15 protein-coding genes are annotated in these 13,517 nt (G+C 42.1%); all 15 read right to left on the bottom strand.

Features of this window, described 5'->3' with window-relative positions:
* Positions 1-239: 239 nt before the first annotated feature.
* The 15 genes from V7127_RS22860 to V7127_RS22930 all read right to left on the bottom strand — a co-directional run bounded on the left by V7127_RS22860 (position 240) and on the right by V7127_RS22930 (position 13,394).
* Positions 240-647 (bottom strand): F0F1 ATP synthase subunit epsilon, encoded by a 408-nt coding sequence (locus V7127_RS22860; protein WP_335344861.1) that lies wholly within the window; start codon positions 645-647, stop codon positions 240-242.
* A gap of 22 nt (positions 648-669) precedes the next feature.
* Positions 670-2,091 carry a F0F1 ATP synthase subunit beta gene (atpD, locus tag V7127_RS22865; RefSeq protein ID WP_335353627.1) on the bottom strand — a complete coding sequence of 474 codons (1,422 nt, stop codon included), beginning with the start codon at positions 2,089-2,091 and terminating at the stop codon, positions 670-672.
* Between the two features lie 97 nt (positions 2,092-2,188).
* Positions 2,189-3,046 (bottom strand): F0F1 ATP synthase subunit gamma, encoded by an 858-nt coding sequence (locus tag V7127_RS22870; RefSeq protein ID WP_335490072.1) that lies wholly within the window; start codon positions 3,044-3,046, stop codon positions 2,189-2,191.
* A gap of 103 nt (positions 3,047-3,149) precedes the next feature.
* Positions 3,150-4,661: a F0F1 ATP synthase subunit alpha gene (atpA, locus tag V7127_RS22875; RefSeq protein ID WP_335344858.1), complete on the bottom strand. Its 1,512-nt coding sequence runs from the start codon at positions 4,659-4,661 to the stop codon at positions 3,150-3,152.
* A 24-nt stretch (positions 4,662-4,685) separates the two neighbouring features.
* Entirely contained in the window at positions 4,686-5,222 is a 537-nt protein-coding gene (locus tag V7127_RS22880) for a F0F1 ATP synthase subunit delta (RefSeq protein WP_335490076.1), read from the bottom strand.
* Positions 5,219-5,731: a F0F1 ATP synthase subunit B gene (gene atpF / locus V7127_RS22885; RefSeq protein ID WP_335353624.1), complete on the bottom strand. Its 513-nt coding sequence runs from the start codon at positions 5,729-5,731 to the stop codon at positions 5,219-5,221. Before atpF ends, V7127_RS22880 begins: the two co-directional genes overlap by 4 nt.
* Positions 5,732-5,867: 136 nt before the next feature.
* Entirely contained in the window at positions 5,868-6,080 is a 213-nt protein-coding gene (gene atpE, locus V7127_RS22890; RefSeq protein WP_019153961.1) for a F0F1 ATP synthase subunit C, read from the bottom strand.
* Between the two features lie 79 nt (positions 6,081-6,159).
* Complete coding sequence (atpB, locus tag V7127_RS22895; protein WP_335344855.1) at positions 6,160-6,870, bottom strand: F0F1 ATP synthase subunit A; 711 nt, start codon at positions 6,868-6,870, stop codon at positions 6,160-6,162.
* Positions 6,871-6,893: 23 nt separating this feature from the next.
* Complete coding sequence (locus V7127_RS22900; protein ID WP_335344854.1) at positions 6,894-7,268, bottom strand: ATP synthase subunit I; 375 nt, start codon at positions 7,266-7,268, stop codon at positions 6,894-6,896.
* 6 nt (positions 7,269-7,274) lie between these two features.
* Positions 7,275-7,496 carry an AtpZ/AtpI family protein gene (locus V7127_RS22905; protein WP_335344853.1) on the bottom strand — a complete coding sequence of 74 codons (222 nt, stop codon included), beginning with the start codon at positions 7,494-7,496 and terminating at the stop codon, positions 7,275-7,277.
* 260 nt (positions 7,497-7,756) lie between these two features.
* Complete coding sequence (locus tag V7127_RS22910) at positions 7,757-10,015, bottom strand: S8 family serine peptidase (protein ID WP_335490079.1); 2,259 nt, start codon at positions 10,013-10,015, stop codon at positions 7,757-7,759.
* 307 nt (positions 10,016-10,322) lie between these two features.
* On the bottom strand, positions 10,323-10,952 hold the full coding sequence (gene upp / locus V7127_RS22915) for a uracil phosphoribosyltransferase (protein ID WP_335344851.1): 630 nt from the start codon (positions 10,950-10,952) through the stop codon (positions 10,323-10,325).
* Between the two features lie 230 nt (positions 10,953-11,182).
* Entirely contained in the window at positions 11,183-11,314 is a 132-nt protein-coding gene (locus V7127_RS22920; protein WP_335490082.1) for a hypothetical protein, read from the bottom strand.
* 76 nt (positions 11,315-11,390) lie between these two features.
* On the bottom strand, positions 11,391-12,632 hold the full coding sequence (gene glyA, locus V7127_RS22925; protein ID WP_335490085.1) for a serine hydroxymethyltransferase: 1,242 nt from the start codon (positions 12,630-12,632) through the stop codon (positions 11,391-11,393).
* Positions 12,633-12,818: 186 nt separating this feature from the next.
* Positions 12,819-13,394, bottom strand: coding sequence for a TIGR01440 family protein (locus V7127_RS22930; protein WP_335490088.1), 576 nt, complete (start codon positions 13,392-13,394; stop codon positions 12,819-12,821).
* Positions 13,395-13,517: the final 123 nt, after the last annotated feature.

Genomic DNA, 13,517 nt, shown 5'->3' on the forward strand with positions numbered 1-13,517 from the left:
TTTTTCTACCCGAAGGGTTTTATAAACCTTTCTTAACTACCTTCACTACTCTTTTTTCTACCCAAAGGATGTTATAAAGCAATCTTAACTTCCTTAACCACTCACTTAAAAATCTAAACGGCGATATAATACTCTTTTTACTACATACAGCCCCCCAAAAGCAGCAAAAAAAACTTCCGCGCGACCTATACAACAAAAAACACCCCCCAGCCGCAGCTGAAGAGTGTTTGGTAACATGATTAGAAGTGTTTTTCTGAAACTTTGATACGATTGATGGCACGTTGAAGAGCGAGTTCAGCTCGTTTGAAGTCGACGTTGTCGCGCTTTTGGTCGTTGAGGCGCTGCTCAGCACGTTCTTTGGCGCGGACGGCACGCTCGATATCAATGCTGTCTGCTTGTTCAGCTGATTGTGCTAAAATCGAGACTTTGTCAGGGCGAACTTCAAGAAAGCCGCCGCTAACTGCTACGAAATCTGTATTTCCGCCGTTTTTTAAACGGACAGCTCCAATTTGTAACGGTGCAACCATTGGAATATGGCCAGGTAAAATTCCAAGCTCACCGCTTTGAGCTTTTGTGCTTACCATTTCCACATCTGATTCATACACCGGGCCATCGGGAGTAACAACACTGACTTTAATCGTCTTCATTTTTTACCCTCCTGGACCGAAATTAGACCTCTACGCCCATGTTCTTTGCTTTCTCGATAACCTCTTCGATACGGCCGACGAGACGGAATGCATCTTCTGGAAGGTGGTCATATTTTCCTTCAAGAATTTCTTTGAAACCATTAACTGTTTCTTTAACAGGTACGTATGATCCTGGCTGACCAGTAAACTGTTCAGCAACGTGGAAGTTTTGTGATAAGAAGAACTGGATACGACGCGCACGGGCAACGATCAACTTGTCTTCGTCTGCAAGCTCATCCATACCAAGGATCGCGATAATATCTTGTAATTCTTTATAACGCTGTAATGTTTGCTGTACTTGAGTAGCCACTTGATAGTGCTCATCTCCAACAATCTCTGCTGACAATGCACGAGATGTTGAAGCTAGTGGATCCACAGCTGGATAGATACCCATCTCAGAAAGCTTACGCTCAAGGTTCGTTGTTGCATCTAAGTGAGCGAAAGTTGTTGCTGGAGCTGGATCCGTATAGTCATCGGCTGGTACGTAAATCGCTTGGATTGAAGTTACAGAACCAACGTTCGTTGATGTAATACGTTCTTGTAATTTACCCATTTCAGTAGCAAGTGTCGGCTGATAACCTACCGCAGAAGGCATACGGCCTAATAGGGCAGAAACCTCAGAACCTGCTTGTGTGAAACGGAAAATGTTATCCATGAAGAAAAGAACGTCTTGTCCTTGGTCATCACGGAAATATTCTGCCATTGTCAAACCAGTTAAAGCAACACGCATACGTGCGCCAGGCGGCTCGTTCATCTGACCGAATACCATCGCTGTTTTCTTAATAACGCCTGAATCTGTCATTTCATGATAAAGGTCGTTACCTTCACGAGTACGCTCACCTACACCAGCGAATACGGAAATACCGCCGTGCTCTTGAGCGATGTTATTGATTAATTCCTGGATTAAAACGGTTTTACCTACACCGGCACCACCGAATAGACCGATTTTTCCACCTTTAATATATGGTGCAAGAAGGTCTACTACTTTAATTCCAGTTTCAAGAATTTCAACCTCAGTTGATAGCTGCTCGAATTTCGGCGCTTCTCTGTGGATGGAATCGCGGCGTGCTTCTGCAGGAATTGGTGCGTCAAGGTCAATATTATCACCTAATACGTTAAATACACGACCAAGAGTTACGTCCCCAACAGGAACAGAAATAGGAGCACCCGTGTCTACTACTTCACTGCCGCGCGTTAAGCCGTCAGTTGAAGACATCGCAATGGTACGAACGGTATCATCACCTAAATGAAGAGCAACTTCAAGGGTTAAATTGATGTTAACTTCAGATTCGTTACGCGCTTGATTTACGATTGTCAATGCATTATAGATCTCAGGAAGCTGACCGCTTTCGAACTTTACGTCAACAACCGGACCCATAACTTGAAGAACGCGTCCTTTGTTCATCTTTTTCCCTCCTAATAAAGAAATGCGTTGGCGCCTCGCCCAAACTTAATTCGGGAGCAGATGCCAAATATATTTAAGTTAAGAAAGTGTTTTATTACTATTCTAGCGCAGCTGCTCCGCCAACGATCTCTGTGATCTCTTGCGTAATGGCTGCTTGACGAGCACGATTGTAGCTTAGGCTTAGAGATTTAATAAGCTCATTCGCATTATCCGTGGCACTCTTCATAGCCGTCATCCTTGCGGCATGCTCAGAAGCTTTACTATCTAAAAGGGCTCCGTAAATTAAGCTTTCTGCATATTGTGGGAGCAATACTTCTAGAATTTCTTCTGCTGACGGTTCAAATTCATAAGATGTAAGCTTTGTTGAAGTTGAAATATCCGTTAAAGGAAGCAGCTTCTTCTCGGTTACATCCTGTTGAATTGCACTGACGTAGTGGTTATAGTACATATATAATTCATCAAATGTTTCATCCGTAAACATGCCAACCGTTTTGCTCGTAATATCCTTAATCTCAGCAAATTCAGGCTGATCAGCAACAGCTACAATGTCAAGAATGACATTCATGCCGCGCTTTTTAAAGAAGTCACGTCCATTACGGCCGATGGCAATGATTGCATATTCATCATTTGATTTATGGCGTTGTTGAATTGTTTGGTATACATGCCTTAAAACGTTACTGTTAAAAGCTCCAGCAAGACCACGATCAGATGTGATGACTAAGTAGCCCGTTTTCTTCACTGGTCGGCTTGTTAGCATTGGATGATTTGAATCCTTGCTTCCAATTGCGATGGAGGCAGTAACCTCTTGAATTTTTTCCATGTAGGGAACGAATGATTTTGCATTCATTTCTGCACGGCTCATTTTCGCAGCAGATACCATTTGCATTGCTTTTGTAATTTGGCTCGTTTTCTTCGTAGAAGTAATACGAGTTTTTATATCACGTAATGATGCCACAGGTTCTCACCACCCTTTTTCAAAGAATGTCCAGCAGAGAGCACCTAGATATTTCCAGGCACTTTCTGCTTTCCTAATGTCAGACCCCTATAATAGAGAAATTCTATTTTTCAGATGCCGCGAATGTTTTCTTGAATTCATTGATGGCAGCACCCATATCGTCATCTGCAGGAAGATCCTTTGTTGTAACGATATGGTCTAACAAATCTTTGCGGTTATGGTCTAACCATGCATGTAGCTCAGATTCGAAACGACGAATATCATGTACAGGAATATCATCTAGGAAGCCGCGAGTAAGTGCGTAAAGAATCGCAACTTGCTTCTCAACTTTTAACGGCTTGTTTAGATCCTGCTTAAGAACCTCAACTGTACGGGCACCACGGTTTAATTTCGCTTGTGTTGCTTTATCAAGGTCAGAACCGAATTGGGCAAATGATTCTAGCTCACGGTAAGAAGCAAGGTCAAGACGCAGTGTACCTGCAACCTTTTTCATCGCTTTGATTTGTGCGGATCCACCTACACGTGATACAGAAAGACCTGCGTTGATCGCCGGACGTACACCGGAGAAGAATAGATCTGACTGTAAGAAGATTTGTCCATCAGTAATGGAAATAACGTTTGTTGGGATATAAGCAGAAACGTCACCTGCTTGAGTTTCGATAAATGGCAATGCTGTGATTGAACCAGCACCTTTTGCATCACTTAATTTAGCAGCACGCTCTAACAGACGGCTGTGCAAGTAGAATACATCCCCTGGATACGCTTCACGACCTGGAGGACGGCGTAATAATAAGGAGAGCTCACGGTAAGCAGATGCTTGTTTCGTTAAGTCATCATACACAACAAGAACGTGCTTGCCGTTGTACATGAACTCTTCACCCATTGTTACCCCAGCATAAGGAGCTAAGAATAATAATGGAGCAGGCTGTGATGCAGAAGCTGTTACAACGATTGTGTAATCTAATGCACCGTTTCTGCGAAGCATTTCTACTGCATTACGAACAGTAGATTCCTTTTGTCCGATTGCCACATAGATACAAACCATGTTTTGGTCTCTTTGGTTAAGGATTGTATCGATTGCAACAGATGTTTTTCCAGTTTGACGGTCACCGATGATTAGCTCACGTTGTCCGCGTCCGATTGGCACTAATGCGTCAATCGCTTTAATTCCCGTTTGAAGCGGCTCGTGTACAGATTTACGATCCATAACACCTGGAGCATTTGCTTCAATAGGACGAGTCTTCGTTGTGTTAATTGGACCCATGCCATCAACTGGCTGTCCAAGCGGATTCACCACGCGTCCGATTAGTTCTTCTCCAACCGGAACCTCCATGATGCGTCCTGTACGGCGTACTTCATCGCCTTCACGAATTTCTGTGAAAGGTCCAAGAATAATGATACCGACGTTATTTTCTTCAAGGTTTTGTGCCATACCCATAACGCCGTTTGAAAATTCAACAAGTTCTCCAGCCATGACATTGTCGAGGCCATGAGCACGTGCGATACCGTCACCCACAGAGATAACCGTACCTACATCACTCACTTGAATTTCCGACTGATAGTTTTCGATTTGCTTTTTTATCAGCGCACTGATTTCTTCAGCTTTGATGCTCATGAGTTTCACCCCTATCTACGAATCTTAGCCTAATAATTGACGTTCTAAACGATCTAGCTTACCGCGCAAGCTGCCGTCGAAAATTCGGTTTCCGATTCGAAGCTTGATGCCGCCGAGTAAATTAGAATCTATAATATTTTCAATACGAAGTGATTTCTTTCCAACCTTAGCTGCAAAAGATGCAGATAAAGCTTCTTTTTCAGCCCCAGATAACGGGCGAATGGAATAAATAGTCGCGTCTGCAATGCCTCTTTCGTCATTTGCAAGACTTATAAAATAATCAGCCACATCGGAAATATGATCTTCACGATGGCGATCTACTAAAATCATCAGCGTATTTAATACATAAATGTTCAATGATGCAAAAGCATCTTTAATCATTTCTTTTTTCTTCTCCATTGGAAGCTTAGGAGATTTTAAAACCGCTTTTAAGTCGGAGTTATGGTTTACTACTTTCCTAACTACACGAAGCTCTTCTTCTATTTGATCAAGAAGCTGGTGTTCATTTGCAAGCTGGAAAAGAGCCAACGCGTAGCGTTTTGCTACTGTGGAGCCTATCATCGCACTTCTCCTGCCTCTTGAATGTATTCGTTAATTAGCTTATCTTGGTCTTCCGTGCTTAGTTCCTTCTCAATCACTTTAGATGCAATTAAGACAGACAGAGAAGCTACCTGTTCGCGAATAGCTGCAACTGCTTTTTCTTTTTGCTGCTCGATTTCAAGCTTAGCAGATTCCTTAATACGATCGGATTCAGTACGAGCTGCCGTAATGATTTCTTCACGCTGCAAGTCACCTTGCTTCTTAGCGCTTTCAATTAGACCTTGCGCTTCTTCACGTGCTTGTTTAAGCAGATTTCTTTGTTCTTCTAAAAGCTTTTTCGCTTCTTGACGGCTTTGTTCAGCTGCTTCAATCTCACCTGCTACATGCTCTTCACGCTGCTTCATGATGCCCATTAAAGGACCCCAGGCAAACTTCTTAAGCAGAGCCAGTAAAACAATAAACATCACAAGCTGGAATAAAATATCTCCGCCGTTAAAAGCAACTCCTAATACTAAACTGCTATTTAACACCTTCGATTCACTCCCTTCAAGAGTCTCTCAAGTTTCTGTGTATATGAAAACGAATTTTTCAGGAATATAGACATAAAGGAAAGGCGAAGGTTCTCATAGAATGATCTTCGCCATTTTGGAACATTTTAACTCGTTATTAGCCGCCAATAACCATGAACGCGATAACTACCGCGATGATAGGAATCGCCTCTACTAACGCAACCCCGATGAACATTGTTGTTTGAAGCATACCGCGTGCTTCTGGCTGACGAGCGATACCTTCTACTGTTCTTGAAACGATAAGACCGTTACCGATACCGGCACCTAGTGCTGCTAAACCGATTGCGATTGCTGCTGCTATAAGACCCATTATTAAGTTCCTCCTTAAAATTGTATAAATATTTTTTTGTTTATTCGTGTTTGTTCATAATGATGAACAGGTATATATATTAATGGTCCGAGCTCACTTTGTGAGCTAAATAAACCATTGTTAACATTGTAAAGATAAATGCCTGAATGGCGCCAATGAAAACAGAGAACCCTTGCCAAGCAAGCGTTGGGATGATGGCCCCAATATGACCCCAAAATCCGGTTGCCAGACCTCCAGCAAGAAGCCCAAGCAAAATTTCACCCGCAAAAATGTTACCATAAAGACGCAAACCAAGTGTCAAGGTATTGGCAAATTCCTCAATAATTTTAAGAGGAAATAAAAACGGCATCGGTCTTACAAAATCACGTCCGTATTCCTTAATACCCTTGATTTTAATGCCATAATAATGTGAAAGGGCAACAACCATCGTTGCTAAAGTTAGGGTAATAACCGGATCAGCTGTAGGTGATTTCCACCATAAATAATCATTAATGACAACTGAAAACGGAAGCCCTAAAAAGTTGGATATAGCGATATACATAAGTAAAGTAATTCCTAATATATGGAATCTACCGCCAGTTTTCCAATCCATCGTACTATTGACAATTCCTTTGACAAAATCCATGATCCACTCGAAGAAGTTCTGCATTCCGGTTGGTTTCATGGCTAAACGACGGGTGGAAAGAAGTGCAATGATGAATACAACAGCACTTGCAATTGTGATCATCAAAACGTTTGCCAAGTTAAATGATAAGCCCATAAACTCACCTATAGGAGCTTCATGATGCATATGTGTTTCACCTCTCTTCCCCACTATTTACGTAAATGAAAAGATTGAATAAAATAATCTATCATAATGACAATATAGGCTGTCATTAATCCAAAAACTACGCTAATCAGGTGCAGATTTTCCGGATACTTCATCGCGATCATCACCGCTAAAACGGCCGATGCCATCCTGGAAACCATCCCTAAGGAACGCACCTTTCCTCCCTTTTCCACCGCTTGTCCGAACTTATCAACCCTTCTCGCCATCTGCCACAAATTAAATAAGCTTAAGGATGTTCCTAAGATAAGCCCTAGGAAAATAGATTGATAAGAGGTAAATCCCCAGCCAAGAACATAAATGGACAACAGTAAAAATATGTATTTTCGTTGCCTGATGAACATCAGTTTAAATTCCGGCATGGTCTTTTATTCTCCTGTGAAAAAATGTTGGATTAATCTAGTCATAGCAAAAATTCCTGTTGCTAAGCCGAGAAATAATCCTATAATAAGGAATAGCGGTTCAGTATCTGCCTTACTGTCTAGCCATCTTCCTACAAAAATACCAATTAAGACAGACCCGACTAATTGTGAAAGAATAGCAGACATTAAACCCATTGCGATAAATGGACTGCGATTTTTTTGACGCATGAAAACGCATCCTCTCCGTATAAGAGAACGGTTAGCGAATCACTAAAAAAGTCAATAATAACGGGATCCATGACTGCTTTTTCATTTTGAAAACCCTGCCATTTACACCCTTTGTAAGCATACAATAGGCACTTGTCAATGTCAATGTGTTTGTAGTGAAAAAAGTCACATTGAAAATGATGGAAATATGGTATGTTCACACAATTATCATAATTTATTTTCGCGAAATCTATTGAAAAATGAGCGCAGTTTTGCTACGCTCATTTTTTAGCTATTTTTTTTTGGCTATTTTGTTCAACCAATTGGCCATTCTGCTGTATGAAAAGATATGACTCAATGGAATCTTCTTTTCCCGCCTTTTTGGCAAAAACTTTGATAATATATAACCCCGGGTCCGGAAGCTGTTGACTGTCGATTTCCTGTAAAAGCTGCCCTTTTCCAACGTTCCTTTTCCAGTCTAAAAATCCAATAAAGCGAAGACTTTCTGCTTCAAACATTGCAATCCCGAACTCCTCCGCTCCTCCTGGCAAATACACTTCATAGCGATACACGTCCTTTTTATCCCCTTTTCCTAAACCAAATCCCATCACCCGCGGATAATTAGGTTCCTCAAGGACATAAAGATATGGCAGGTCGATTGTTTGTGAACCCGCATTTAATATAATATTGCCATCATATATCTTTTTGTTTAGCAGCTCCGGATCTACAGAAAGCTTGACTTCCACTCTCTTTTTCTCACCTGGCTTTAAAAAGAAGGATAAAGGAAATTTCCAGCTCAGGCCATTTTCGGCAGGCGGGATTGAAAATGAATAGGATTGACCTTTTGTGCCGATATTTTTGATGGTCACATAGCTTGAGTGCTCATGCAGGCTGTCAGCGAGTTGAAACTTCCCGAATTGAAGGGATCCAGGCGTAGCCAGCGTATTGGTCTTTAGTGCCCGTTCGATTTGAATTCTCCCGGAGCCTTGCTCGAATGTCCGGTACAGCTTTCCTTTTTGATTGAAAATGGGTTTTGCGGTATTCATAAGAGCAGCTTTAATTTCCTCAGGCCCCCAGTCTGGATGGGCTTGCTTAATTAATGCACAGGCTCCCGCTACATGAGGCGCTGCCATACTTGTACCTTGTAAAGGCAAATACCCGCCAGGTACAGTGCTGTTAATCGCGACCCCTGGCGCAACCACATCGGGTTTTATTTCCCATGTGGAGGTCACAGGACCGCGGGAGCTAAAGTCAGCAAGAATATCCTTTTCCTCTATAATATGGGTTCTGGCAAATACTTTGTTTTTGGCTATTTCTTTTTTTACTTTTTCACCGTTCGCTTTTGACAGGGCCGTGACAGGAATCGAAACATCCGTCTCTAAGTTGCCAAAAAAGGCACCTTTCGTATTATTGTAAATAATGACAGCAACGGCACCTGCTTCATAGGCATTTATCGCTTTTTCTGTAAAAGTAAGTTCCCCTCTTTCCAGGAGCACAATTTTACCCTTTGCCTCCTTTAATTCTTCCTTTTTCCCTAATCCTGCTTTGATGATTTCATAGGATTTATTAAAATCCCACTCTTCAGATCCTTGAAGAGGCTCGAGTCTTAACCTCTGGCCGGCAATATCTATATATGGAATGTTTAAGGTAGGGGTTGAAGCACCGACTGAGATTGCTTTGGAGGCTGTGCCGGGCGAACCGACTGTCCAGCTATTCGGGCCCGAATTTCCCGAAGACGTTACAGCCGTAATCCCCTTTTCCACTGCTTTATTTAAAGCTAGGCTTATCGGAAGATCAGGACCGTTAACATTATTTCCGAGCGATAGGTTTAAAACATCCACCTTATCCTTTATGGCACGATCAATGGCTGCAATCACCTGCTCAGTGGTTCCACTCCCCCCTGGTCCTAGTGCCCGGTAGGCAATAATGGTGGCATCCGGCGCAACCCCGCGAATTTTTCCGTTTGCGGCAATGATCCCCGCCACATGCGTCCCATGGAGGGTGCCCTCCCCTTGTGAAGACAGGGTTTCCATCGGATCGTCATCCCCATCAACTAAATCAAAACCGCCCCCATAATTGACCCTTAAGTCTGGGTGCGTATAATCGATCCCTGTGTCAATGACGCCAACCTTAACGCCTTTTCCCGTTAATCGCCGATTCTTGGCATCAAATAAGCCCCTGACCTCTTCTCCTCCAATCATTTTCACACTTTCGTCCGCATGAACCTTATACGTATGAACGGGTGAGGCCATTTTTGCACTAGCTATCTTGGAAAGCTGATCAATCTCCGCCTGCGTGCCTTTTACCGAAAACCCATGAAAAGCGTATTTGTAAATGTGCCGTAATTCCAGCTTGGGTATAGATTGGATGAGCTTTTTGATTTCCTGCTCGCTTTTTTCTTTTTCCAGAATGATGATGGACACCTTTTTGTCCTGTGAAGATTCCATTGGGATGGGAGGGTGATGCAGTGTTTGTGCATATGCGGTTGATTGGAAAAATAGCATGAACATGAGAGGTAAGAAAATGTTTTGTTTTTTCATATGACCATCACCCTTTTTTCATAGGGTTTTCTTTATAGAGGGGAAATATGCGGGGGATTGTTGGGAGTTTGGTGAGGGATTAGTGTTTTTCTTGAGACTTCAACAAAACCCTGACATTGAACACTCCTATGTTAGTGTTTTCCTAATAAAAAACTGGCCCTTTATCAGGACCAGTTCAATCACTATTAATAAGGCTTATATTCTTCTGGGCAATCGGCTAAATTTTTGATTCCCGATCACCAAACAAATTTACGGCCTCTTCCATTTTACAATAGGCAATTTAATAGCACGTCTTCAAAAAGAAGCTTTACTTCGTTCCAAACAATCGATCTCCCGCATCCCCTAGTCCAGGAACGATATAGCCGTGGTCATTTAACTTTTCATCAAGGGCCGCGATATAAATATCTACATCCGGGTGAGCTTGTTGAAGCGCCTCGACTCCTTCTGGTGCCGCAACTAGGCACATGAATTTAATATGGGTTGCGCCACGCTTTTTCAAGGAATTTATGGCTTCAATAGCGGACCCGCCTGTCGCAAGCATTGGGTCGATGACGATGAAGTCTCTTTCTTCCACATCGCTAGGCAGTTTCACATAATACTCTACCGGCTGCAATGTTTTTGGGTCGCGGTATAACCCAACATGGCCGACCTTTGCAGCAGGGATTAGCTTTAAGATTCCATCGACCATTCCAATTCCTGCACGAAGAATAGGGATGATCCCAATCTTTTTCCCAGAGAGAACCTTTGATTTTGTCATGCTAATCGGCGTCTCGATTTCAACCTCTTCTAATGACATATCTCTCGTAATTTCAAACGCCATTAAAGTGGCAACTTCATCAACAAGCTCGCGGAAATCCTTCGTCCCTGTAGATTTGTCGCGAATGTATGTAAGTTTATGCTGGATTAGTGGATGATCAAATACGTATACTTTTGCCATGTAAAAATCTCTCCTTTTTTATTTTAGACATGCTCCTATAAATGAAGAATCTTCCTTACAACCTCCCGAAAAAATCTTTCCATTTCTCCAATAGGGTTAGCAACAATAAGGAAGCTATTCTATCTTCGACATTTTTCTTCATCTTGCACTTCGTCTAATTTTACAGAAAAACTTTTCACACGGCAACTTTGATTCTAAATTGTTATGGAACTTTCATAATATGAGTAGAATCAATCGGGGATTAGCAGGTTTTTGAAATTGGCTGACAAAGTAACGAATCTGCTGATAATCTTTCTTTTTGCTGAAAAAGCAGCCAATCTTGGTGATAAACTATCATAATGGGCTAAAAAAATCCGTTTCAACCGCTTTCCCCTTGGATTTAATCACCAAAAAAGGCCAGACCCATTACAATAGGATCTGACCCGAGCTTTTTATAGATTAATATTCAGGATATAATGTAAAGTTGCTTGTTAAAGCTTCTACACGATTTCTAGCTTCCTCAAGCTTGCCTTCGTCTTCGTGGTTTTTCAATGTAAGAGCAATAATGGATGCAATCTCTTGCATTTCTTTTTCCCCGAATCCGCGAGATGTTACGGCAGCTGTACCGATGCGGATACCGCTAGTTACGAATGGGCTCTCTGGATCGAATGGAATTGTATTCTTGTTCACAGTGATGCCGATTTCATCAAGAACATGTTCAGCAATTTTTCCTGTTAGGCCTAGTGAACGTAAATCAATTAGCAATAAATGATTGTCTGTTCCGCCAGAAACAAGGTTGATTCCTTCTTTTTGAAGAGATTCCCCAAGAAGCTTCGCATTAGAAATGATATTGCCTGCATATGTTTTAAAGTCATCCTGAAGCGCTTCGCCAAATGAAACAGCTTTCGCCGCAATCACATGCATTAATGGACCGCCTTGAATGCCAGGGAAGATGGATTTATCAATTTTCTTCGCGTATTCTTCTTTACAAAGAATCATACCGCCGCGTGGGCCGCGAAGAGTTTTATGAGTAGTTGTCGTAACAAAATCTGCATATGGAACTGGGTTTTGATGTAAGCCAGCTGCTACAAGACCAGCGATATGAGCCATATCCACCATTAAAATAGCTCCCACTTCATCAGCGATTTCACGGAAACGTTTAAAATCAATCGCACGTGGATAAGCACTTGCGCCCGCTACGATTAGCTTCGGTTTGTGTTCGCGTGCTTTTTCAAGAACCACATCATAATCGATTAGTTGAGTCTTTTCGTCTACACCGTACTCAACAAAATTGTATAGAACTCCACTGAAGTTAACAGGGCTGCCGTGTGTTAAGTGGCCGCCATGAGATAGATTCATACCAAGAACCGTATCGCCTGGCTCTAAAATAGTGAAGTAAACTGCCATGTTCGCTTGGGCACCAGAGTGTGGCTGTACATTCACATGCTCAGCTCCGAAAATTTCCTTCGCACGGTCACGAGCTAAATTCTCCACAACATCAACATGCTCGCATCCGCCATAATAGCGGCGGCCTGGATAGCCTTCTGCATATTTATTTGTTAGCACAGATCCTTGTGCTTCCATAACTGCTTCACTCACAAAGTTCTCAGAAGCGATTAATTCAATTTTTGATCTTTGTCGTCCTAACTCATCTTGAATGGATTTGAAAACTAGCTCATCTTGCTTTGCTAAATGCTTCATCTAGCAGGCCTCCCTTTTCCTTCATCTATTTTCAAAAAAATATATACACTCTACCATTTTTGAAAATTCTATTATATATTATCACGTTTTGTTTGTGAAAAGAAGATTATATATTCTTTAGCAATTTAAAAAGGGAAAGCCCTGCATGATGCAAGACTTTCCTTTTGTAAAGAACCCACAATACCCTTATTGGCATGACTCATTTTCCGCTTTTCTCTCGTATACCGCTCTTGCGCCGCCGATCAGCTTCGGTCTCGTTTTAGCTAATGTTACATGCGCATCGCCAACCGACTTCTGAGCAGTTCTAATTGGAACAGCCACATGTTTCATATGCATGCCTATAAAAGTATCGCCGATATCGATTCCCGCATCCGCCTTAATATGTTCGACCACAACCGGATCCTCGAAATGTTCAAAAGCATACGTTGCCATGGCCCCGCCAGCCGTACGAACCGGAACCACGGTTACTTCATCAAGACTTTTCCACTCCGCTGTTTGCCTCTCGATAACTAAAGCGCGGTTCAAATGTTCACAGCATTGAAAGGCGAGAGCCACGCCCGTTTTTTCACTAAAGCTTTTTAGTTTGGAAAAAATCATTTTGGCTACCTGTTCAGTACCAGCCGTTCCGATTTTCTTCCCTGCCACTTCACTCGTGCTGCAGCCGATCACTAAAATATGCCGCTGATCAAGGGACACTTGCTCACCAAAATCTTGAATAATATCTGTTAGCTGCTTTTCCCAAACATGAATCAATTCCGTCATAAAAAGCTCACCCTTTCGGAAGCTTCGTTTTTTATTTTTGATAAAACAGGCCTTATCCTCAGCTGTTGAATGTTTTGGACAGGTTTCAATGATTTTAAGGGAATCTGTCCAACAAATCAACAT

The sequence above is a fragment of the Bacillus sp. JJ1773 genome (genome assembly GCF_036962035.1).
In the GTDB taxonomy this organism is placed as follows: domain Bacteria; phylum Bacillota; class Bacilli; order Bacillales; family Cytobacillaceae; genus Cytobacillus.

What these genes read in the sequence shown, in the direction of transcription:
- V7127_RS22860 (WP_335344861.1), bottom strand. Translation starts at nt 647, where the DNA reads ATGAAGACGATTAAAGTCAGTGTTGTTACTCCCGATGGCCCGGTGTAT.
- atpD (WP_335353627.1), bottom strand. Translation starts at nt 2,091, where the DNA reads ATGAACAAAGGACGCGTTCTTCAAGTTATGGGTCCGGTTGTTGACGTA.
- glyA (WP_335490085.1), bottom strand. Translation starts at nt 12,632, where the DNA reads ATGAAGCATTTAGCAAAGCAAGATGAGCTAGTTTTCAAATCCATTCAA.
- upp (WP_335344851.1), bottom strand. Translation starts at nt 10,952, where the DNA reads ATGGCAAAAGTATACGTATTTGATCATCCACTAATCCAGCATAAACTT.
- V7127_RS22900 (WP_335344854.1), bottom strand. Translation starts at nt 7,268, where the DNA reads ATGCCGGAATTTAAACTGATGTTCATCAGGCAACGAAAATACATATTT.
- V7127_RS22905 (WP_335344853.1), bottom strand. Translation starts at nt 7,496, where the DNA reads ATGCGTCAAAAAAATCGCAGTCCATTTATCGCAATGGGTTTAATGTCT.
- atpE (WP_019153961.1), bottom strand. Translation starts at nt 6,080, where the DNA reads ATGGGTCTTATAGCAGCAGCAATCGCAATCGGTTTAGCAGCACTAGGT.
- V7127_RS22880 (WP_335490076.1), bottom strand. Translation starts at nt 5,222, where the DNA reads ATGATAGGCTCCACAGTAGCAAAACGCTACGCGTTGGCTCTTTTCCAG.
- atpA (WP_335344858.1), bottom strand. Translation starts at nt 4,661, where the DNA reads ATGAGCATCAAAGCTGAAGAAATCAGTGCGCTGATAAAAAAGCAAATC.
- V7127_RS22930 (WP_335490088.1), bottom strand. Translation starts at nt 13,394, where the DNA reads ATGACGGAATTGATTCATGTTTGGGAAAAGCAGCTAACAGATATTATT.
- V7127_RS22910 (WP_335490079.1), bottom strand. Translation starts at nt 10,015, where the DNA reads ATGAAAAAACAAAACATTTTCTTACCTCTCATGTTCATGCTATTTTTC.
- atpB (WP_335344855.1), bottom strand. Translation starts at nt 6,870, where the DNA reads ATGCATCATGAAGCTCCTATAGGTGAGTTTATGGGCTTATCATTTAAC.